The 20,395-nt window shown below is 71.8% G+C and carries 18 protein-coding genes; 13 read left to right on the top strand and 5 right to left on the bottom strand.

All coding sequences use genetic code 11. The features are described 5' to 3' along the window. Positions 1-55: 55 nt before the first annotated feature. Positions 56-2,410, bottom strand: coding sequence for a sensor histidine kinase (locus tag ACWEVP_RS15960; RefSeq protein WP_452063282.1), 2,355 nt, complete (start codon positions 2,408-2,410; stop codon positions 56-58). Between the two features lie 185 nt (positions 2,411-2,595). Then, a complete protein-coding gene (locus tag ACWEVP_RS15955; RefSeq protein WP_452063281.1) occupies positions 2,596-3,108 on the bottom strand; it encodes a DUF899 family protein in 513 nt (170 codons plus the stop codon). 169 nt (positions 3,109-3,277) lie between these two features. Here ACWEVP_RS15955 and ACWEVP_RS15950 point away from each other — a divergent pair, with 169 nt between their 5' ends. Next, the gene (locus ACWEVP_RS15950) at positions 3,278-3,898 is read left to right on the top strand and encodes an L-threonylcarbamoyladenylate synthase (protein ID WP_452063280.1); all 621 of its coding nucleotides are present in this window, start codon (positions 3,278-3,280) and stop codon (positions 3,896-3,898) included. 6 nt (positions 3,899-3,904) lie between these two features. Here the strand turns inward: ACWEVP_RS15950 and ACWEVP_RS15945 are convergent, their stop codons facing one another. Next, positions 3,905-4,567 carry a maleylpyruvate isomerase family mycothiol-dependent enzyme gene (locus ACWEVP_RS15945; protein ID WP_452063279.1) on the bottom strand — a complete coding sequence of 221 codons (663 nt, stop codon included), beginning with the start codon at positions 4,565-4,567 and terminating at the stop codon, positions 3,905-3,907. Between the two features lie 149 nt (positions 4,568-4,716). Here ACWEVP_RS15945 and ACWEVP_RS15940 point away from each other — a divergent pair, with 149 nt between their 5' ends. Both ACWEVP_RS15940 and ACWEVP_RS15935 read left to right on the top strand, forming a co-directional pair. Then, on the top strand, positions 4,717-5,100 hold the full coding sequence (locus tag ACWEVP_RS15940) for a YciI family protein (protein ID WP_452063314.1): 384 nt from the start codon (positions 4,717-4,719) through the stop codon (positions 5,098-5,100). A 1-nt stretch (position 5,101) separates the two neighbouring features. Continuing rightward, positions 5,102-6,352 carry an RNA polymerase sigma factor gene (locus ACWEVP_RS15935; protein WP_452063278.1) on the top strand — a complete coding sequence of 417 codons (1,251 nt, stop codon included), beginning with the start codon at positions 5,102-5,104 and terminating at the stop codon, positions 6,350-6,352. 43 nt (positions 6,353-6,395) lie between these two features. Here ACWEVP_RS15935 and ACWEVP_RS15930 read toward each other — a convergent pair whose 3' ends face one another. Both ACWEVP_RS15930 and ACWEVP_RS15925 read right to left on the bottom strand, forming a co-directional pair. Continuing rightward, positions 6,396-7,094 carry a winged helix-turn-helix transcriptional regulator gene (locus ACWEVP_RS15930; protein WP_452063277.1) on the bottom strand — a complete coding sequence of 233 codons (699 nt, stop codon included), beginning with the start codon at positions 7,092-7,094 and terminating at the stop codon, positions 6,396-6,398. A gap of 64 nt (positions 7,095-7,158) precedes the next feature. Next, positions 7,159-7,965, bottom strand: a complete 807-nt coding sequence (locus ACWEVP_RS15925) for an AfsR/SARP family transcriptional regulator (protein WP_452063276.1) — start codon at positions 7,963-7,965, stop codon at positions 7,159-7,161. Positions 7,966-8,453: 488 nt separating this feature from the next. Here ACWEVP_RS15925 and ACWEVP_RS15920 point away from each other — a divergent pair, with 488 nt between their 5' ends. The 10 genes from ACWEVP_RS15920 (at position 8,454) to ACWEVP_RS15875 (ending at position 20,181) form a co-directional block, all read left to right on the top strand. Continuing rightward, complete coding sequence (locus ACWEVP_RS15920; protein ID WP_452063275.1) at positions 8,454-9,350, top strand: helix-turn-helix transcriptional regulator; 897 nt, start codon at positions 8,454-8,456, stop codon at positions 9,348-9,350. Between the two features lie 29 nt (positions 9,351-9,379). Next, complete coding sequence (locus tag ACWEVP_RS15915) at positions 9,380-10,375, top strand: DUF1702 family protein (protein ID WP_452063274.1); 996 nt, start codon at positions 9,380-9,382, stop codon at positions 10,373-10,375. A gap of 95 nt (positions 10,376-10,470) precedes the next feature. Next, positions 10,471-11,454, top strand: a complete 984-nt coding sequence (locus ACWEVP_RS15910; protein WP_452063273.1) for a DUF1702 family protein — start codon at positions 10,471-10,473, stop codon at positions 11,452-11,454. Next, positions 11,451-13,424: a CRTAC1 family protein gene (locus tag ACWEVP_RS15905; protein ID WP_452063272.1), complete on the top strand. Its 1,974-nt coding sequence runs from the start codon at positions 11,451-11,453 to the stop codon at positions 13,422-13,424. The genes ACWEVP_RS15910 and ACWEVP_RS15905 overlap by 4 nt, the downstream gene beginning before the upstream one ends. 1 nt (position 13,425) lies before the next feature. Beyond that, a complete protein-coding gene (locus ACWEVP_RS15900; RefSeq protein ID WP_452063271.1) occupies positions 13,426-14,430 on the top strand; it encodes an enediyne biosynthesis protein in 1,005 nt (334 codons plus the stop codon). After that, the gene (locus tag ACWEVP_RS15895; RefSeq protein ID WP_452063270.1) at positions 14,427-15,803 is read left to right on the top strand and encodes a cytochrome P450; all 1,377 of its coding nucleotides are present in this window, start codon (positions 14,427-14,429) and stop codon (positions 15,801-15,803) included. The genes ACWEVP_RS15900 and ACWEVP_RS15895 overlap by 4 nt, the downstream gene beginning before the upstream one ends. A 35-nt stretch (positions 15,804-15,838) precedes the next feature. Beyond that, complete coding sequence (locus tag ACWEVP_RS15890) at positions 15,839-16,408, top strand: DUF5987 family protein (RefSeq protein WP_452063269.1); 570 nt, start codon at positions 15,839-15,841, stop codon at positions 16,406-16,408. Next, complete coding sequence (locus ACWEVP_RS15885) at positions 16,405-18,057, top strand: GMC family oxidoreductase N-terminal domain-containing protein (RefSeq protein WP_452063268.1); 1,653 nt, start codon at positions 16,405-16,407, stop codon at positions 18,055-18,057. The genes ACWEVP_RS15890 and ACWEVP_RS15885 overlap by 4 nt, the downstream gene beginning before the upstream one ends. A gap of 71 nt (positions 18,058-18,128) precedes the next feature. Continuing rightward, on the top strand, positions 18,129-19,190 hold the full coding sequence (locus ACWEVP_RS15880; RefSeq protein WP_452063267.1) for a carboxymuconolactone decarboxylase family protein: 1,062 nt from the start codon (positions 18,129-18,131) through the stop codon (positions 19,188-19,190). Positions 19,191-19,383: 193 nt separating this feature from the next. Further along, on the top strand, positions 19,384-20,181 hold the full coding sequence (locus ACWEVP_RS15875; protein ID WP_452063266.1) for a TIGR03084 family metal-binding protein: 798 nt from the start codon (positions 19,384-19,386) through the stop codon (positions 20,179-20,181). Positions 20,182-20,395 lie beyond the last annotated feature (214 nt).

The raw sequence follows: 20,395 nt of genomic DNA, 5'->3' as shown, positions 1-20,395 counted from the left end.
GCTCGACGAACCCGTTGCCGGACCGTGGTTCCGCGCCGGCCGAAGACCCGACGGGTCAGGCGGGGACGACCGCGCGCAGCCGGAAGCGGCCGTCCGGCTCGACTCCCGCGGTCAGCTCGCCGCCGAGGTCGGCGACCCGGTGGGACAGGTTGCCGATCCCGCTGCCGGGCGAGGAATCCCCCGGCACCGTCACCGCGCGCGGTTCGGGGACCACCGGTTCCGGGGCACCGTCGCGCTCCACGCCGTCGTTCACGATGTCGAGGCAGATGCCGCCGTCCGTGCGGCGCATCGCGATCTCGCAGCTCTCCACCTTGCTGTGCCGCAGCACGTTCGTCACGCCTTCGCGCAGGACCACCGCCAGCACCGTGCGCACCGGGGTCGGCAGGTCGTCGCCGAGCATCTCCATGCGGACGCGGACGTCGGCGGCCGCCAGCACCGATTTCGCCGTGCGGGACTCGCTGTCCAGCGACAGCTCGCGATAGCCGCTCGCCACCGACCGGACGTCCGACAGCGCCTGCCTGGTCAGCCCCAGGACCTCGGTCAGCTCCTCCGCCGCGCGGTCGCGGTCCAGGGGCAGCACCCGGGCGGTCAGCTCGCTCTTGAGCGCGATCGCCGACAGGCTCATGCCGAGCAGGTCGTGCAGGTCGCGGGCGAACCGCAGCCGCTCCTCGGCCAGCGCCATCTCGGCGAGCCGCCGCCGGGTGCTGGCGAGCTCGGTGACCAGCCGGACCAGCCACAGCAGCCCGAACACCGCCAGGCTCGTCATCACGGTCGCGGCCGTGTAGAAGATCGTCGCCGTGACGTCCGCGCCCGACAGCCGCTGGATCTCCGCGTAGGCGGCGATGTTGAGCACGAAGAACGCCCAGCCCGCGACCGGCGGCAGCACCAGCAGCGCGCTGCCGATCAGCAGCCCGGGCAGGCTCACCCAGTTCGGGCCGAGCGGCAGCAGCGGCAGGTAGATCAGGCAGGCCTGGACCAGGAGCATCCCGTAGCTCTGCGCGGACCGCAGCTGCGTCGTCGGCCGGTTGAAGTACGAGAACTGCAGGGCCAGCAACGCCACGATCGAGCCGAGGACCAGGGCGACCTCCCACGGCCGCGGGGTCAGCTGGAGCAGGTGCGCCGTCGCGCCGATCCCCATCAGCACCATGATCACCGGCAGCAGCCGGCGGATCTGCCTCGACGTGCTCGCCGACCGCTCCTCGGTGCCGTGTTCGGCGGCGTCGCCCGGCCGGCCGGGCAGGGGGAGCTCGACGCGCAGCCGGAACCGGCCGTCCGCGCCGGCCTTCGCGCTCGCCCGGCCGCCGAGCGCGGCGACTTCGTCGGGCAGCACCGTCAGCGCGCTGCCCGGGGCGAGCGCCGGGTCGTCCGCCGCCACGCCGTCGTTGACGATCTCCAGGACGACCTTGCCGTCCTGGTGCCGGACGTCGATTTCGCAGTGCTCGACGTCGCTGTAGCGCAGGACGTTCGTGACACCTTCGCGGAGCACCTTCGCCAGCAGCGTGCGGACCTGGACCGGCAGATCGCCCTGGTCGAGGTGGATCCGGACGGCGATCTCCGACGCCGACAGCAGCGATTCGGCCGTCCGGGACTCCTTCTCCAGCGAGAGCTCGCGGTAGCCGTGGGACACCGCGCGGACATCGGAGAGGGTGCGCTGGGCGGTGGCGGTGATCTCGCCGAGCTCGGCCTTGGCGCGCTCGGCGGACTTGCGCATCAGGCGCGACACGAGCTCGCCCTTGAGCGCGATCGCCGACAGGCTCAGCCCCAGCAGGTCGTGCAGGTCGCGGGCGAAGGCCAGCCGCTGCTCGGCGACCGCGCGCTGGGCCAGTTCGGTGCGGGCCGCGTGCAGCTCGTGGACCATCCGCGCGAGCCGCGACAGCAGGTAGAAGACCAGGATGTAGAAGAGCGTCCCGAACACGTTGTAGAAGGTGCTCACCGGACCCGCGCCGGAGGCCTCGTAGACCGCGACGGCGCTGAGCAGCACCGCGACGACCGCGCCCCAGCCGTACCGCGGCGGGAGGACCAGGAGCGCGGCGCTGCCGACGTACACCAGCATGGTGGCCCACAGCCGGCCGAAGGTCAGCATCGGCACGTACGCGAGGGCGATCATGACCGCGAACAGCACCCGGCTGGTCGTCGACCCGAGCCCGGCGGACGGGCGGCTGAACCACAGCAGCTGGATCGCCAGCAGCGCGGCGGCGGCCACGATGGCGTACCCGGCGTGGAGGACGCCGACCGACCGGGGCAGCAGGCTGACGACGCCGATCACGCTGAACCCGGTGATGACCACGACGATGATGGCCGCGGAGAGGTACGTGGCCAGCCGGGGGCGGCGGTCGGCCGCGGTGGTGCCGCGTGGTTCGGCGGTGGCGGACAGCTCCGCGGCCGGTTCGAGCGCGGCGACCGGCGACATCAGTGCGGAACCCCCGGGGTCTCGGCGGTGACCGGGGCGCCCCAGGTGGCCCGGCCATGGCGCGGTGTGCGTTCTGCTGCCGCCTGATCGTAACGCACCGGACGTCCGATTCCGTGCGCTGAAAAAACCCGGTGAGGGGCCGCGGCGAACCCGGGAGTACGGCACGACGACGGCGGGGGCGGGGCTCAGCGCCGGCCGGAGGCGGACCGCAGCCGGTCCGGCACGCCGAGCAGGCTCAGGAAGTCCAGCCGGGACAGGGCGACCGATCCGGTGTGCAGCACGCAACCGCGCTCGTGCCGGAAGAAGCCCAGCGCCGACTCGAGGTCGTCCCAGAACTCGCCGCCCGTGGTCTCGGGCAGGCGCCGGGTCACCGGGAAGTCGGCGGTGAACGCGCGGCCCGCCGAGTACGTCGGCAGGTCCCGGCCGAAGTGCCGCCGGTACCGCTCGAGTTCGGTGTAGGGCGCGGTGGAGACCAGCACCAGCCGCAGGCCGGGGTCGTGCAGCGCGGCGGCGACGTCGGCGGCGGACGCGTCGGCGAAGGGGCCGCTGTGGCCCGGCATCGTGTGGTGCACCGCGAGCCGCGGGCGCCCGTCGAAGAGCTCGGCCAGCGAGATCCGGCCCTGCGGGCCCTCGAACAGGTACCTCGCCGCGTTGACGACCCGGGGCCCGTCCAGCTCCGGCACGGTCAGCTTCGTCATGGCTCGCCCTCCCTGGATGTGGTCCCCGATCGGAGTGTGGCCCGGGAGCCCCGGCGGGTCCCAGCGTTCGGGGCGGGGACCGCAAGCTGGGAGACGCGGGCGTCCTGGACGAGCCGGCCGGAAACCCTCGCCGTGCCCGGGAGCGGGCCGGACCCTAGGCTCTGCGGGCATGGCACGTTATTTCGACCTGCACCCGGAGAACCCGCAGCGCCGTTCGCTGGGCCAGGTCGTCGAGCTCCTCCGCGCCGACGGGCTGATCGCCTACCCGACCGACTCGTGCTTCGCGCTCGGGTGCCGGCCGGGCAACCGCGACGGGCTCGACCGGATCCGCACCATCCGCAAGCTCGACCACCGGCACCACTTCACGCTGGTGTGCCAGGACTTCGCCCAGCTGGGCCAGTTCGTCATCATCGACAACGCGGTGTTCCGCGCGATCAAGGCCGCGACACCGGGCAGCTACACGTTCATCCTGCCCGCCACCAAGGAGGTGCCGCGGCGGCTGATGCACGAAAAGAAGAAGACGGTCGGCGTGCGCATCCCCGACCACCGCGTCACCCAGGCGCTGCTGGCCGAGCTCGGCGAGCCGCTGCTGTCGAGCACGCTGCTGCTGCCGGACCAGGCCGAGCCGATGACGCAGGGCTGGGAGATCAAGGAGGAGCTGGACCACCAGCTCGACGCGGTGCTGGACTCCGGCGACTGCGGGGTCGAGCCGACGACCGTCGTGGACTTCTCTTCCGGGGAACCGGAGATCCTGCGGGTCGGGGCGGGCGATCCCGCGCCGTTCGAGTGACGCCGGTCAGCTCTCCAGCAGTTCCAGCCATTCGGCGGTGTGCCCGCCGCTGAACGTCAAGGCCAGCTCCTCGGCGTGGCGGCGGCCGGTCACCAGCAGGCAGAAGTCCTCGGCGGTCCCGGCCACGCGGTCCGCGGCGTCGGCCGGCCCGAAGTCCCACCGCGTCCCGGACGGCGCCTCGAGCTCGAACCGGAACGGCCCCGGCGGTGTCCGCTGGTGCCGCCGGTAGGCGCGGTCCCTGGTCCGGACGCCGTAGTAGGCGACGTGCCCGATGGCGTCGCCGCGCCGCGGGCGGACGCCGAGCGCGTCGGCGACGTCCTGGCCGCAGGCGAACAGCTCGGTCAGCGCCGCCGCGGCCAGCACCGACGGGCGCAGCGGTCCGTCGCTCCAGGGCAGCTCCGCCTGCGCGGTGGCCGACTCGAGCAGGGCGTTGGCCTTCCGCTGCTCGATCAGCCACGTCACGATCGCCTCTTCGAGCGAGTCGTAGGAGATCTGCGGGGTGACGCCGAAGGCGCCCGGGTTTTCGGCGCTGAGCCGGACCAGGCGCGCGGTCGACGTCAGCCGGGCGAAGTGCCCGGTGATGTCGGGGCCGGGGCCGTACGCGTGGCGCTCGGCCAGCTCGGCCAGCGCTTCGGTCTCGGTCCGCAGGTCCGCGAACACGTCGGTCATCGGGCCACCCTCCTGGGTCCGGGTAACCGGGACTGCCCGGGAGGTTCAGGCTGGCAGGCGGCCCGGCGGCGGCTCCACTCCGCGCGTGCGACGTCGCGCCGCGGGCGGGGTCGGCTATGTTCATGGCCACCGACGATGGGAGGGCGGGCGTGAAGTACCTGCTGGCGATGTACCTCAACCCGGACGTGATGGCGAACCTGCCCCAGCAGGACATGGACGCCATCATGAGCGGGCACCAGGACTTCATCCGCACGATCCGGGAGTCCGGCGAGATGATCGGCACGCAGGCGCTCGCTCCGGTCGCCGAGACCGCCGTCGTGCGGGTGCGCGGGGGACTGCCCGCGGTCACCGACGGCCCGTTCCTCGAGTCGAAGGAGTTCCTGGCCGGCTACTACCTCGTCGACTGCGCGAGCAAGGAGCGCGCGGTCGAACTGGCCGCGATGATCCCGGACGCCGCGCTCGACGGCATGGGCGTCGAGGTGCGGGAGATCGTCTTCTTCGCCGATGCCGAGACCGAGATCCCCGGTTCGTGACGTGACCGCGCCCGCCCCGGTCGCCGAGATCCTGCGCCCGCTGGTGCCGCAGGTCCTGGGCGTGCTGGTGCGCAGGTACGGCCAGTTCGACGCGTGCGAGGACGCCGTCCAGGAGGCCCTGCTGGCGGCGAGCGAGCAGTGGCCGGCCGAAGGCGTCCCGGACAACCCGCGCAGCTGGCTGGTCACGGTCGCCACCCGGCGGCTCACCGACCACTGGCGCAGCGAGAGCGCGCGGCGGCGGCGCGAGGAGTCGGTCGCCGTGCGGGAACCGGTGACCGTCGTCGCCGGGCCGGGCGAGGACCAGCCCGCCGGCGAAGACGACACGCTGAAGCTGCTGTTCCTGTGCTGCCACCCCGCGGTTTCGCCGTCTTCACAGGTCGCGCTGACGCTGCGCGCGGTCGGCGGCCTGACCACGGCGCAGATCGCGAGCGCGTTCCTGGTCCCCGAGGCGACCATGACGCGGCGCATCACCCGCGCGAAGGAAAGCATCGCCGCCGCGGGGTCGACGTTCAGCGAGCCCTCACCGGACGACTTCGGCGACCGGCTGCGCGTGGTCCTCCAGGTGCTGTACCTGATCTTCAACGAGGGGTACACGGCGACGTCGGGGGAGAACCTGCTGCGCGCCGAGCTGGCCGCGGAGGCCATCCGGCTGACCCGCGCGGTGCACGCGCTGATCCCGGACGAGGGCGAGGTGGCGGCCCTGCTCGCGCTGATGCTCCTGACCGACGCGCGGCGCGAGGCGCGCACGGGCCCGGACGGCGAGCTGGTGCCGCTGCAGGACCAGGACCGCGGCCGCTGGGACGCGGCGCTGATCGCCGAGGGCGAGGCACTGGTGGACGCGACGATCGGCCACGCGGCGCTCGGGCCGTACCAGGTCCAGGCGGCGATCGCGGCGCTGCACGCCACCGCGCCGAGCACGGAGGAGACGGACTGGCCGCAGATCGTCGAGCTGTACCACGTGCTGCAGGCGCTGATGCCGAGCCCGGTGGTGACGATCAACCAGGCGGTGGCGGTGGCCCAGGCCGCGGGCCCGGCGCGCGGGCTGGAACTGCTGGACACGATCGACGCGAAGCTCGACGTGGGCCGCCGTCTCGATGCGGTGCGGGCGCATTTGCTCGAGCTGGCGGGGGATTTGCCGGGTGCGCGTGAGCACTACCTGAAGGCGGCGCAGCGGACGGCGAGTTCGCCCGAGCGGCGGTACTTGCTGATGCGGGCGGGACGGATCGCGTCCGCGGATTCCGCGCCGAGCTGACCGGGGGCCCGCCCGGGACCGAGCCGGGCGGGCCCTCGAAGACTCAGCGGACCACGATGCCCGAAGGGGGCTCCGGTGCCGCCGGGACGTGGAACAGCCGGGCGAACAGCTCCAGGTCCGCCAGGTCGCCGTCGATCGAGAGCTTGCCCGAGCGGATCGCCTCGGCCGCCGACACGTGGCCGCTCATCAGGTCCAGCAGAACCGACCCGCTCGCGGCCTTGATCACCAGGTCCGCGCCGGCGAAGCGGCCCTCGCCGACCTTGACCGCGCCGTCCTCGACCAGGGTGTGGACGATCATGCGGTCGTCGAAGCGGATCTCGTAGTTGATCTGGACGCCCTCGGCGGCGTCCGCGCGGAACGTCGTGTACAGCGAGAGGATCGCCGAGTCGAGGGTGAAGACGTCGTCCGGGCCCGGGTGGTGCAGCGAGCGCGCGCCCCACAGCCCGAGGTCGAGCAGGATCTGGTCGAGTTCGCTGCCGTACTGGGTCAGCTCGTAGACCAGGCCCGCGTCGAGCTCGGCGCGGACGCGGCGGCGCAGCACCCCGGTCGCCTCCAGCTCGTTGAGGCGGGCCGACAGGATCGACGGCGGGATCTTGGGCAGGCCGGCCTGCAGCTCGTCGTAGCGCTTCGGGCCGAGCACCAGGTCACGGACGATCAGCAGCGACCAGCGCTCGCCGACGATCTCGAGCGCGCGGGCGAGGCCGCAGAACTGGCCGTAGGCGCGGGTGTTGGGAGCGGGCATCGAACTTCCTCACTTCTTTCTCGGGCGGAGCGGGGTGAACGGCCGGAGCCGGGGAAGCGGTTGATCAGCGGTGGTCCCCTTCGGAGATCAGCTCGCGGTGCAGCACCTGGAGGTCGTCGCACGGTTCGACGCCCAGCTCGCCGGCCAGCCGCGACCGGAGCCTGCGGTAGACGGCCATCGCGTCGGAGCGCCGCCCGCTGCGGCCGAGCACGCGCATCAGCTGACCGTGCAGGGCTTCGTCGAGCGGGCTGCCGGTGGCCAGCGACCTCAGCTCGCCGATCAGCTCGCGGTGCTTGCCGCTGGTGATCTCGGCTTCGATCCGCAGGTGCAGCACGCTGCGGCGCTGTTCCAGCAGCTCGGTGCGGTACGCCGACAGGATCGGTCCACAGTAGACGTTCGCGAGCGGCGGGCCGGACCAGAGGTCGAGCGCCGCGCGGTAGGCGTCGGCCGCCGCGGTGTGGTCGCCGGCGTCCTGGTGCTCGTGGCCCAGCTGCTGCAGCCGGACGAACCGGTGGACGTCCACTTGGGACGGATCGATGTAGAAGGTGTAGCCGGACTGCTTGGTGGCCAGCATCTTCTCACCGTCGGGGGCCAGCCGGTTCTGGTCGATGCACCGGCGCAGGTGGTAGACGTAGGTGTGCAACGTCGTCCGCACCGTCCGGGGCGGGTTGTCCGACCACAGCTCCCGGATCAGGGTGTCGATGTGTACCATCTTGCCCGGGCGCATCACCAGCACGGCGAGCAGCTGCAACACCTTCGGCGTGGTCGGCGCGTAGTCGGCCCCGGCGCGCAGCACTTCCAGCGGGCCCAGGACGGTGAACGTCACTCCGCCGTCGTCGGGTGCTTCCGTTGGCGGAAGTTCGGAGTACATGGCAGGCCTCCAGCGTCATCAATGCGTCCTCGCGCTCCCCAGTGGTGCGGCGCGGGTCGGGGGACGGCCGACTCCGGGCTTCTATCCGAATGTGACAGAGCGTCCTTCCGGCGACCAGTGAGTCACCCACCAGAGTCAACGTGGGTTTCCCCCGTGGCCCCGTGCGTTTCGCAGCTTCGTCCCGTGCGTTCCGCATGGTCCGCCATCCGGCCCAACCTGGGGCCGGATGCCCGGCGGGGTCGCTGGAACGGACCAGGCGCCGGCCCCGGCGGGACCGCCGCGGCTCCCGCGGGCGGGTGTCCCGCACGTCCGCACCGTGCGTTCCGCACGGACCGTCCGGTGTGGATCTCCGGTGGACGAGCGGGTGTCCGGCGAGCGGGTGCGTTTCGCCCGGTCACCCTCCAGCGCGCGTCGACCGTCCTGCAAGGACCGGCGTCTTCCCTGACACCAGGAGAACTGACGTCTGGGAATTCGAGGTTGGGTTGATCATGTTGCGCTCTGTTGCGGCTGCCGGGTACGGCAGCGAGTTCGACCTGCTCCGCGAACCGGCGCTCGAGCGGGTGGAAAAGTCGGTCCGGCCCGCGGTACTGCAGGCGATTTCGTCGATCCAGGAACGGTACTTCGAGCCGATCACGCTCGCGGAACTGGCGTCGGAGGTGTTCGTCAGCCGGTTCCACTTCTCCCGGATGTTCGCCGACGCGACCGGGGTCACGCCCGGCCGGTTCCTCACCGCCGTGCGCCTGTTCGAGGCGAAGCGGCTGCTGCTGACGACGTCGCTCAACGTCTCCGACATCGTCTGCAGTGTCGGCTACAGCAGCGTCGGCACCTTCACCAGCCGGTTCTCGCGCGCGGTCGGGATGACGCCGACGCAGTACCGCGAGCCCGAAGTCGCCGAGCTGCTCGTGGCGATTTCGCCGACGTTCCAGCGGCTTCCGCCGCTGCGCACGCTGCGTGCGGCCGGGCGCAGCTGCGCCTCGCTGCAGACCGGCAGCGGCGTGCTGTCGATGCGGCTGGACATGCCGCGTGGCGCCGCACCCGCGGACACCCTCGTCGGGCTCTTCGCCGACGCGGTGCCGCAGTGCGGCCCGGTCGCCTTCGGCGGCATGGCGAACATGAGCTCCGGTGAGCTGACCATCCACGGCGTGCCCGCCGGCCGGTGGACCGCGATCGCGGTCGCGCAGCACCAGGCGGGTGGCGCCGGGCCGCGGTTCACGATCGGCTACTCGACCGTGCAGGTGTCGCCGTTCGGCCAGTCGGCGGGCCGGGTCGCCCTGCGCGCGCCGGCGGCGACCGACGCGCCGATCGCGATCACGCTGGCGTCGATGCCGTCGCCGTTCACCCAGCGCATGCTCGCCGCCCAGCGGCCGAACCTGCGCGTCGCCTGATCCCCGACGAGCAAAGGACGACCACGACGATGTCCACCGTTATCGGAGTGCTCCGCAAGCGCTTCCTGGCTCCTTCCCTCGCTTCGGTCGGGTTCGCCGAACGGGGCTTCCCGGTCACCCACACCGACGCGACGGCCCGGCTCGAGGCGGTGCCGCAGGCGGTCGTGTGCGGCTTCGAATGGGCCATCGAGGGCGCCTCGCTGTGGGAGATCGAGCGCCGCCTCGCGCTGATCGAGCCCGAGCAGCGCGGGTTCGCCTACGAGGGCGCGACGATGGGCTACACGATCCTCGACGCGATGCCGGGCGGCGGCCGCGACCGCACCCGCGAGCTCCTGGAAGGCCCCGGGCGCCCGCACATCTTCCTGACCTACATCGGGATCGGCTTCGCGATGGCGCGGCTGCCGCGTCCACTGTGGAAGAACATCCTGCCCGAGCTGACCGGGGTGGCCTACCACCCGGTGATGAGCTGGCTGGCCGTCGACGGCTACGGCTTCGACCGCGCCTACTTCGACACGGACAAGTGGGTCGACGAGCAGGCCGAGCCGGTGCCCTACCCGTGGGCGGGCCGTCCGGAGTACTTCGGCCGCGCGTTCGACCAGGGTGTCGGCCGCGCGCTGTGGTTCATCAACGGCGGCAACCCGGACGCCGTCGCCGCGGCCGTCGGGCGGTTCGCCGAGCACCGCCGCGCGGACCTGTGGAGCGGGGTCGGGCTGGCCGCGACCTTCGCCGGCGGCAGCGACCAGGGCGGGCTGGGCCGGCTGCGCCGGGCGTCCGGCGAGTACTACGACGAGCTCGCGCTGGGCGTGGTCTTCGCGGTGAAAGCGCGGACGTACTCCTCCTACGTGCCCGCCCACACCCACCTCGCCGCCGGCGTGCTCACCGACCTGTCCGTGCAGGGCGCGCAAAACCTCGCGGACCGCACCGAGCAGGCCGACGGCGACGACGGGCCGGTGCCGCCGTACGAGCTGTGGCGGCAGCGGATCCGGACGGAGTTCGCCCCGGCCGCGCGGCGGCGCGCGAGCTGAACCCGTGATCGCCGGCAAGCGCGGAGTAGAGCGCTGACCAGGGAATCTGTGACCGTAGAGGAAACAAGCCTGTCGACCCTAAGGGGGAGAGTGCGTTGGGCAATGGTTGGCGCACGCTGAGACGCCGTGTCTTGACGCCGGACGTCTCGGAAACCTTGCTGGAGAAGCGGGGCTTCCACCGGAAGAGCCCAGCCGCACAAGAACGGCTCGAGACCGTCGGGGAGAAGTTCCTGCTCGGGTACGCGCACGCCGTCGAGGCGAAGTCGGTCGAGCAAGCCGAGGAATGGCTCGAGCAGATCCCGCCGCAGTTCCGCGGATTCGCCTACGAAGGCGCGGGCATGGGCTACGGCGTGCTGGACGGGCTGCCCTTCGGCAAGAGCTCGAACATCGCCGAGTTCCTGGCGGGCCCCGGCGAAAAGCACGACTACATCATCTACGTCGGGGTCGGCTGGGCGATGTGCCGGCTCCCGCGGTTCGCGTGGCCGAAGGCTTCGGCGTTCGACCCGCTGCTGCGCTGGCTGGTGCTCGACGGCTACGGCTTCCACCAGGCGTACTTCAAGACCGACAAGTACATCCGGAACCAGTACCAGGAACCCGGCTTCTCGTGGCCGGACCGGCGGTACGGCGACTACGCGCTGCGAGCCATCGACCAGGGCATCGGCCGGGCGCTGTGGTTCATCTGCGGCACCGACGTCGAACTGGTGACCAAGACGATCGAGGGGTTCCCCGAGTCGCGCCACGGCGACCTGTACGCCGGGGTGGGGCTGGCCTCGACCTACGCGTGCGGCGTCACGGCCGACGAACTGGCCGAGCTGGTCGACCGCGCCGGAATCCACCACGGGCCGCTGGCACAGGGCAGCGCCTTCGCCGCCGAATGCCGCGTGCGGTCGGGCCTGCTGATCCCGGAGACCGAAATGGCGGCCCGGGCGATCTGCGGGCTGTCCGCCGAACGCGCCGCGGCCATCACCCAGGAGGTCCGCCCGGCCGTGGTCGTCGACGGTGACGACGTCCCGGCGTTCGAAACCTGGCGGCAGCGGATCGCCGAAGAAGTGCTGACCCACGGAGGGAAGAAGAAATGACCGCGACCTTCGGCTGGCTGCGCAAGCAGCTGGCGGGCATCGTGGCGCTGGTGCTGATCCTCGGCCTGTTCCTGGTCGCCCGGCTGCCCACCGTTTCCGCCGCCGAGCAAGACGCGATGGCGGGCAAGTTCCACTTCACCCCGATGACGATCGCGCTGCCGGCGGCCAAGAAGTCGCAGTCGATCCGGACGGTGAACAAGGAGTACGAGCACATCGCCGCGTGGATCTCCTCGGTCGGCGCCGCGATCGCCATCAACGACATCAGCGGCAGCGGCAAGGCCAACGACCTCTGCCTCGTCGACCCGCGCAGCGACCAGGTCGTCATCACGCCGGCGCCGGACTCCGGCCCGCGGTACGCGCCCTTCGCGCTCGACCCCGCCCCGGCGCTGCCGACGTGGGACTACATGGCGCCGATGGGCTGCGTCCCCGGTGACTACAACGAGGACGGCCGCACCGACGTCCTGGCCTACTACTGGGGCCGGACGCCCGTCCTGTTCCTGCAGAAGGCGAACGCGACCAAGTTCGACGCGTCCGCGTTCCAGCCGACCGAGCTGGTGCCGGGCGACCACCGCGGCGCCGACGGCAAGTACAACGGTCCACTGTGGAACACCGACTCCGTCACCATCGGCGACTTCGACGGCGACGGCCACGTCGACGTCTTCGTGGGCAACTACTTCCCGGACAGCCGGGTCCTCGACCCGAACGCCGACGGCGGCATCACGCTGAACCAGTCGATGTCGCACGCGGAGAACTCCGGCGCCAAGTACATCTTCCGCTGGACCGGCGGCTCGGCCGGCGCCACCCCGAGCGCGCGGTACGTCGACGCGTCGCAGGGCATCCCCGAGTCCGCGCGGCTGGGCTGGACGCTGGCTTCCAGCGCCACCGACGTCAACGGCGACAACCTGCCGGAGCTCTACATCGCCAACGACTTCGGGCACGACCACTTCCTGTACAACAAGTCCACGCCGGGCCACATCGAGCTCGCCGAGGTCACCGGGGTCCGCGGGATCGCCGACCCGAAGTCGAAGGTGCTGGGCCACGACTCGTTCAAGGGGATGGGCGTCGACTTCGGCGACCTGAACCACGACGGCCTCTACGACCTGTTCGTCAGCAACATCACGACCTCGTGGGGCATCGAAGAGTCGAACTTCCAGTTCATGAACGAGGCCAAGGACAACGCGGACCTGACCAAGCAGTTCCAGAACGGCGTCGCGCCGTTCCACGACGACAGCGCCGAGAAGGGCACGGCGTGGTCGGGCTGGGGCTGGGATGTCAAGATCCAGGACTTCAACAACAGCGGCGAGAACCAGATCGCCCAGGCGACCGGCTTCGTCAAGGGCCAGATCAACCGCTGGCCGAACCTGCAGGAGATCGCCACGGCCCACGACGGTCTGCTGTCCAACCCGTTCTGGTGGCCGAACGCGCGCGCGGGTGACGACATCGGCGGCGACCAGACGCTGCACTTCTTCGTGAAGAGCCCGGACGGCCGCTACGCCGACCTCGCGCCGAAGCTGGGGCTCGCGGTGCCGGTGCCCACCCGCGGTATCGCGGTCGGCGACACCGACGGCGACGGCCTGCCCGAGTTCGCGGTGGCCCGGCAGTGGGAAGAGCCGATCTTCTACCACAACGACAGCCCGAACCCCGGCAAGTACCTGCAGCTGAAGCTGACCACCGACGCCCCGGTGGCGCCCGGCCCGCTGCCCGCGGCCGGCGTGCCCGCGATCGGCGCCCAGGTGACCGTGACGACCTCGGACGGCAAGAAGTACCTCGGCCGGGTCGACGGCAGCAGCGGGGAGGCCGGCCGGCGCAGCTTCGACATCCAGATCGGCCTCGGCCAGAACGTCAGCGGCCCGCTTGACGTGCACCTGCAGTGGCGGGACCGGACCGGGCAGCTGCGGACGCAGGACCTGAAGCTGCAACCCGGTTGCCACATGTACCAGCTGGGCTCCACGGCGAAGGAAGCGATGTGACATGACCACCCCGACTCTGACCAAGGTGGACAGCGCGCCACCGAAGCGGACCAACAAGGTCATCACCGCGCTGCGGCGCTTCGCGATCTCGATCACGATCTTCAACATCATCGGCTACACCGTGCTCGGCTTCGAGCAGCCGTGGCTGTACCCGTTCGTCGCGCTGGCGACCGCGTACACCACGGAGATCGTCCTGGAGATCATCAACGCCCGCGTGACGCAGCGCGACGTCCGGTTCCGGGGCAACGGGTTCAAGGGCCTCATGGAGTTCCTGCTCCCCGCGCACATCACCGGTCTCGCCCTCAACATGCTGACCTACGTCAACGACCAGATCCTCGTGATGATGTTCGGCGTCGTCGTCGCTGTCGGCGCGAAGTGGGTGCTGCAGGCGCCGGTGTACGGCCGCATGCGGCACTACATGAACCCGTCGAACTTCGGCATCACGATCATCCTGCTCGTGTTCCCGTGGGCCAGCATCGCCCCGCCGTACCACTTCACCGAGCAGATCCCCACCTGGGGCGGCTGGCTGATCGTCGGCATCATCCTCGTGTCGGGCACGGTGCTCAACGCGCTGCTGACCAACCGGATGTGGCTGATCGCGGGCTGGCTGAGCTTCTTCGTCGTCCAGGCCTTCGTCCGCGGCTGGCTCTTCGGCACGTCGATCCCCGGCGCGCTGGCGATGGGCACCGGCGTCGCGTTCGTGCTCTACACGAACTACATGGTCACGGACCCGGGCACGTCGCCGTCGAAGAAGGGCTCGCAGTTCCTCTTCGGCGCCGGGGTGGCGCTCGCGTACGGCTTCTTCACCGCCGTGCACGTGGCCTACGGGCTGTTCCTGGCCACCGCGACCGTCTGCCTGATCCGCGGCATGTTCCTGTGGGGCCTGCACTTCTCGAACAAGGCGCGGATCAAGTTCGAGGCCGACCAGGCCGCGCAGAAGACGAAGCTGGAGCTCGCCTCGGCGCCGCCGGCCGACGACGAGAAGCCCGGGGCTGTCGCGGCATGACCGTTCCCTCGGACGAGACCCGGGCGGCGCGCACCGCGCCGCCCGGGCCGCCGCGCCGGGCGACGTTCCGGTTGCTGAAGCAGCTCTTCACCGACCGGCTCGCGCTCATGGGCGACAACGCCGAGACCTACGGCGACGTCGTCCGCATCGCCATCGGCCCGAAGGCGATGTACCTGGTCAACCACCCGGACCTGGCCAAGCACGTGCTCGCGGACAACGCCGCGAACTACCACAAGGGCATCGGCCTGCAGGAGGCCCGCCGGGCCCTCGGCGACGGCCTGCTCACCAGCGACGGCGAGACCTGGAAGAAGCAGCGCCGGACCATCCAGCCGGTGTTCCAGCCCAAGCGGATCTCGCGGCAGGCCGCGGTCGTCGCGTCCGAAGTGGACGCGCTGGTCAAGCGCCTGGCCTCGCACGAGGGGCCGGTCGAAATCCTGCACGAGATGACCGGGCTGACGCTCGGCGTGCTCGGCAAGACGCTGCTCGACGCCGAGCTGGGCGGGTACGAGACGCTCGGTCACTCGTTCGAAGCCGTGCAGGACCAGGCCATGTTCGAGGCCGTCACGCTCAGCATGGTCCCGCAGTGGGTGCCGCTGAAGAAGCAGCTCGAGTTCCGGACCGCGCGCGACGACCTGCGCCGGATCGCCGACGAGCTGGTCGAGCAGCGGCTGGCGAACCCGGTCGAGAACGGCGAGGACGTGCTGTCCCGGCTGATCGCGTCCGGGTCCGAGCAGGGCGCGTCGCGCGAGCGGATGCGCGACGAGCTGATCACCCTGCTGCTGGCCGGCCACGAGACCACGGCGAGCACGCTCGGCTGGGCGTTCCACCTGATCGACGAGCACCCCGAGGTCGGCGAGCGGCTGCACGCCGAGGCCACCCGGGTGCTCGGCGACCGGCTGCCCGAGCACGAGGACCTGCGGCGGCTGACCTACACGGTCGCGGTCGTCGAGGAGGTCATGCGGCTGTACCCGCCGGTGTGGCTGCTGCCGCGGATCGCCCAGGCCGACGACGAAATCGGCGGGTTCCACGTGCCGGCCGGGTCCGACGTCGTCGTGGTGCCCTACACGCTGCACCGGCACCCGGGGTTCTGGGACGACCCGGAACGCTTCGACCCGGGCCGGTTCACCGCCGCGGAGCGGCCGCCGCGCTACGCCTACCTGCCCTTCGGGGCCGGGCCGAGGTTCTGCATCGGCAACAGCCTCGGCGTGATGGAGGCGGTGTTCGTGCTCGCGACGGCCGCGCGGGACCTGCGGCTGCGCAAGGTGCCGGGCAAGGTCGTCGAACCCGAGGCGATGTTGTCCCTGCGGGTGCGGGGTGGCCTGCCGATGACCGTGCACCGCCGGCAGCGGCGGCGGCTGACCGACGCAGCCTGACGTCTACTGAGGACATTCGACGAGGAGGTAGGCCGGTGCAACCCGAGGCCACCGAAGAAGAACGCGTCAAGAACATGACTCTCGAGGCCTACGCGGACACGATCGTGCCCGGGGAGAAGCGGTTCCCGGAGGACCGGGCGGTCGCCGGAGCCGCGCCCGGTCCCGGCTCGGTGGCGGCCGGCGCGCTCGAGCTGCTGAACTTCGACGCGACCGGCGTCACGGCCGGCCTGCCCTACCTGGCGCAGTCGCTCAACGACCACGCGAAGGTCTACGCGGGCGAGGTGGAGCTGCGGCTCGACCACGACGTCCCGCCGTTCGTCGCGCTGCCGTACGAGCACCGCCGCGAACTGGTGCGGCGGCTGACCACGCCCGGGCACCCGGAGAAGGACGGCTGGGTCAGCCTGGCGCTGTTCTGCAACATGGCCTTCGACAGCGCTCCGCACAAGCACACGGCCGAGGCCATCCGCGAGGGGCACCCCGGCCTGCTGGCGCTGGGCTACACCGAGCCGGACGCCGACGGGTTCTGGCGGTTCCCGAAGTACGGCTACGGCCGCAAGCTGGCCGACCTCCACCCCGACACCACGCCCTCCGGGAGCCCCGCATGAGCGCCATCGACAAGACCGACGTCGTCATCGTCGGCAGCGGTTTCGGCGGGTCCATCCCGGCCTACCACCTCGCCGCCGGCGGGGCCAAGGTGACCGTGTTGGAGCGCGGGCCGTGGCTGGCGGCCGACGACTTCGAGCACGACTACCTGCTCGGCTCGTCCTACACCCGCGCGTTCGACTTCGTCGTCGGCGACGGGATGAGCGTGCTGGGCGGCAACTGCGTCGGCGGCGGCAGCGTCGTCTACTTTGCGGCGATGCCGCGGGCGCCGAAGTTCGTCTTCGACCGCCACGGCAGCATCGGGCGCCGGATGTGGCCGTCGATGATCAGCCGGGACAGCCTGGAGCCGTGGTACGACCGCGTCGACGAGTCGATCCCGGTGTCCAAGCAGGACTGGAGCGACGTCTCCTACGCCGGCGGGCTGTGGGCCGCCGCGTGCAACCACTCGGGTCGCACGGCCAACCCGGCCCCGGTCGCGGTCGACAACGCCACCTGCGTCAACTGCAACTTCATGATGGCCGGCTGCAAGTTCGACGCCAAGCGCTCGATGCTGACCAACTACCTGCCCGCGGCGCTGGCCCACGGCGCGGAGATCCGGCCGCTGCACGAGGTCCAGCGGCTCGAGCGCACCGAGGACGGCGGCTACCGCGTCCACTTCGACATCGTCGACGAAGAGGACTACCGGATCCACACGGGCACCGGGGTGATCGAGGCGAAGGTCGTCGTCATCGCCGCCGGCGCCGGGGCGACGCCGGTGATCCTGCAGCGGTCGGAAGCCGCGCTGGGCACGATGCCGCACGGCGTCGGCCGGTACTTCTCCGGCAACGGCGAGCGGCTCAACACCGCGATCATCGACGAGGACCGCGTGCGCGAGGTGCTCGGACTGTCCCGTGAGGACGGTCCGGTGTACTCCGCCAACCACATCGGCAAGGGCCCGACCGTCGCGAACTGGGACAAGCTCGACGGCTCGCTGCCGGAGTACGAGCGGTACTCGCTGGAGCAGCTGTACTTCCCGCCGGGACTGGGGACCATCCTCGCCCAGGTGCCCGGCGGGGAGGAGCCGCGGTGGTACGGGGCGCAGAAGAAGGAGATGCTCAAGCAGTGGGCCAACTGGCTGACGATCTTCCTGATGACCGAGGACGACAACGAAGGCGTCTTCGGCACCCCGCCGCCCACCGGGAACGCCTACCGCATCTCGCAGCAGATGCTCGGGCGCGGCTCGCTGCGCTACGAGCCGACCACGAACACCCGCCGCGGCTGGGCGCTCGCGGACGCCGACTGCAAGGCGATCATCGAGAAGGACGGCCTGGCGAAGGTCGCGCCGTGGACCAACGACGTCGTCGGCGCCTACACCGTGCACCCGCTCGCGTCGTGCCGGATCGGTGACGACCCGGCGACGTCGGCGCTGTACCCGAACCACGAGCTGCGCAACCACCCCGGCATCTTCGTCACCGACAGCGCCGCGGTGCCGGGCGCGCTGACGGTGAACCCGGCGATGACGATCGCCGCGCTCGCCGAACGGTCGGTCCCGAGCATCGTCCGGGCCGCGCAGGCCAGGGGCGTCGACGTCAAGTACGGCGCGCCGGCCCCCGACGGCTCGATCACCGGCCGTCGGGCGGTGTCCAAACTGGACCTCGTCGCGGGCAGCTGATGCACGGGTACATCGAACTCGCGCTCCTGGGGGCCTGGGAGCGCGGGTCCGCCGGTTCTCGAGGAGGAACGATGGCGCCCGGACTGGTGCGGTTCGCCCTGCGGCGGACGCTGCGGGACGTGAAGTACGTCGAGGCCGTGCGGCCGAGGCGGGCGCGGGGGCTGGTGCGCGCCGTCTACCGGCAGGTCGAGCGGGACTTCGGGATGCTCGCCCCGCCGATCGCGCTGCACTCGCCCGCACCAGACGTGCTCGCCGCGGCGTGGCTGATGCTGCGGGAGTCACTCGTCGCGGGCGGGACGGCGAGCCGGGCCGACAAGGAGGTCGTCGCGGCCGCGGTGTCGGCGGCGAACTCCTGCCCCTACTGCGTCGAGGTGCACGGCATGGCGCTCGGTTCGCTGGGCGAGCCCGGCGCCGCCGCGGCCATCGAAGCCGGCGACACCGGGGCCATCCCGGACCGGGACACGCGCGCGCTGGCGGAGTGGGCGAGGGGCGGGGGACGGCTGCCCGCCGGCGTCCCCGCCGACACCGCCGCCGAGTTCACCGCCGTGGCCGTCGCGTTCCACTACCTCAACCGGATGGTGAGCGTGTTCCTCGGGCCGTCGCCGCTGCCGGAGGCCGTGCCGCCGTCGGCGCGGGCGAAAGCCAAGGCGGTACTGGGGTACCTGCTCAGGCCGGGTGCCGCGCCGCCGGCCGGGGAGGCGCTGGGCCTGGTGCCCGCGACCGCCACCGACGGCCCGGGCTGGGCTCCGCGGGGCAGCACGCTGGCCGAGGCCTTCGCGGCCGCCGCGGCGGCGATCGAGGCCGCCGGGGAACGTTCGGTGCCGCCGCGGGTGCGGGAGCTCGTCCGGCGGGAAGTCAAGGCGTGGGACGGGAAACCGCCCGGGCTCAGCCGCGCGTGGGTCGAGCCGGTGCTCGCCGAACTGCCCGGCCCCGAACGCGCGGCGGGCCGGCTCGCCCTGCTCACGGCCAAAGCCGCCTACCAGGTCGTCCCGGCCGATGTCCGTCCTAAAAGGACTAACGATCGCGCGCTGGTGGAGCTGGTGTCGTGGGCGGCTCTCACCGCGGCCGCGGCGGCCGGTGACCGGCTGCCGCACCGCCCGCGAAGAGAAGACTCCCCAGGTCGGCGCGGGTGATGATCGAACGGTCAGATCGCCCGCCGGGGCGCGCAGAACCGGGGCACACCGATTTCCTGGCCCGTGACGCAGCACCGGAGGAACCGATCTGCCGGACGGCGGTCGCCGCGACGGTGGCTCCCCTCACCCCCGCCACCACCGCGGTGGCCGCCGTCCCACCATCTTGACGTCGCACCGCCGAGAGGACAGACAGGTGACTGACACCACGGGCGTGATCGCCGACCTGACCGCCGAGGCCGCCGAGGTGGACGCGCTCGTCGCCGGCCTCCCGGACGCGGGGTGGGACACCCCGACCCCGGCGCCGGGCTGGGCGGTCAAGCACCAGATCGCGCACCTCGCGTTCATCTTCCGGATCGCCGGCCTCGCGGCCGCGCAGCCGGAGACGTTCACCGAGACGATCAAAGCGGTCGAGGCGGTCGGCTTCGAGAACGCCGTCGAAGGCGCGCTGCAGGAGTTCATCCACGACCCGGCCGAGGTGCTGCTGTCCCGCTGGCGCGCCGAGCGCGACGCGGGCCTCAAGGCCCTCGCCGCCGTTCCCGGCGACCAGCTGGTGCCGTGGCTGGTGCACCCGCTGCCGCCGTACGTGCTGGCCTGTGCCGGGCTGATGGAGCTGTTCGGCCACGGCCAGGACATCGCCGACGCGCTGGGCGTGCGCCGCGAGCGCACCGACCGGATCAAGCACCTGGTCGGCTTCGCCGTGCGCGTCCGCGACTTCGGCTACGAGGCGCGCAACCTGACGCCCCCGGACGAGGAGTTCCGGTTCGAGCTGACCGGGCCTTCGGGCGCGCTCTGGACGTTCGGGCCGGCGGACGCGGCCCAGCGGGTCAGCGGCAGCGCCGAAGACTTCTGCCTGCTCGTCACCCGGCGGCGGCACCGCTACGACCTCGACATCCGGGCGAAGGGCACGCTGGCGGACCAGTGGCTCGACATCGCGCAGGCCTACCGCGGGCCGGCGGGCCAGGGCCGCCGTCCGGGCCAGTTCGACGCTTGAGTGTCCACAACAGACAGTGAGGTTCGGTTGTCCCAGCGTGCTGAGGTGCGCGCCGGGGCAGTGAGAAAGAAGACGGTCCGCGCCGGTCCGGAGAAGCTGGACTCCGGTGGCCCGGCGGACCGGGCGGACCGGGTGGCGGCGCCGTCGCCGCCCGAGGACGACAGACCGGCGCAGGACCCCGTTCCGGCGCCGGAGGACAGCGGGGACCTGACGG

This window comes from Amycolatopsis sp. NPDC003865 (assembly GCF_053605345.1).
This window is presented reverse-complemented; position numbering and strand designations above follow the sequence as displayed.

Coding starts and splice junctions, on each gene's coding strand:
- ACWEVP_RS15960 (WP_452063282.1), bottom strand. CDS start 2,410: ATGTCGCCGGTCGCCGCGCTCGAACCGGCCGCGGAGCTGTCCGCCACC.
- ACWEVP_RS15955 (WP_452063281.1), bottom strand. CDS start 3,108: ATGACGAAGCTGACCGTGCCGGAGCTGGACGGGCCCCGGGTCGTCAAC.
- ACWEVP_RS15950 (WP_452063280.1), top strand. CDS start 3,278: ATGGCACGTTATTTCGACCTGCACCCGGAGAACCCGCAGCGCCGTTCG.
- ACWEVP_RS15945 (WP_452063279.1), bottom strand. CDS start 4,567: ATGACCGACGTGTTCGCGGACCTGCGGACCGAGACCGAAGCGCTGGCC.
- ACWEVP_RS15930 (WP_452063277.1), bottom strand. CDS start 7,094: ATGCCCGCTCCCAACACCCGCGCCTACGGCCAGTTCTGCGGCCTCGCC.
- ACWEVP_RS15925 (WP_452063276.1), bottom strand. CDS start 7,965: ATGTACTCCGAACTTCCGCCAACGGAAGCACCCGACGACGGCGGAGTG.
- ACWEVP_RS15920 (WP_452063275.1), top strand. CDS start 8,454: ATGTTGCGCTCTGTTGCGGCTGCCGGGTACGGCAGCGAGTTCGACCTG.
- ACWEVP_RS15915 (WP_452063274.1), top strand. CDS start 9,380: ATGTCCACCGTTATCGGAGTGCTCCGCAAGCGCTTCCTGGCTCCTTCC.
- ACWEVP_RS15905 (WP_452063272.1), top strand. CDS start 11,451: ATGACCGCGACCTTCGGCTGGCTGCGCAAGCAGCTGGCGGGCATCGTG.
- ACWEVP_RS15900 (WP_452063271.1), top strand. CDS start 13,426: ATGACCACCCCGACTCTGACCAAGGTGGACAGCGCGCCACCGAAGCGG.
- ACWEVP_RS15895 (WP_452063270.1), top strand. CDS start 14,427: ATGACCGTTCCCTCGGACGAGACCCGGGCGGCGCGCACCGCGCCGCCC.
- ACWEVP_RS15885 (WP_452063268.1), top strand. CDS start 16,405: ATGAGCGCCATCGACAAGACCGACGTCGTCATCGTCGGCAGCGGTTTC.
- ACWEVP_RS15880 (WP_452063267.1), top strand. CDS start 18,129: ATGGCGCCCGGACTGGTGCGGTTCGCCCTGCGGCGGACGCTGCGGGAC.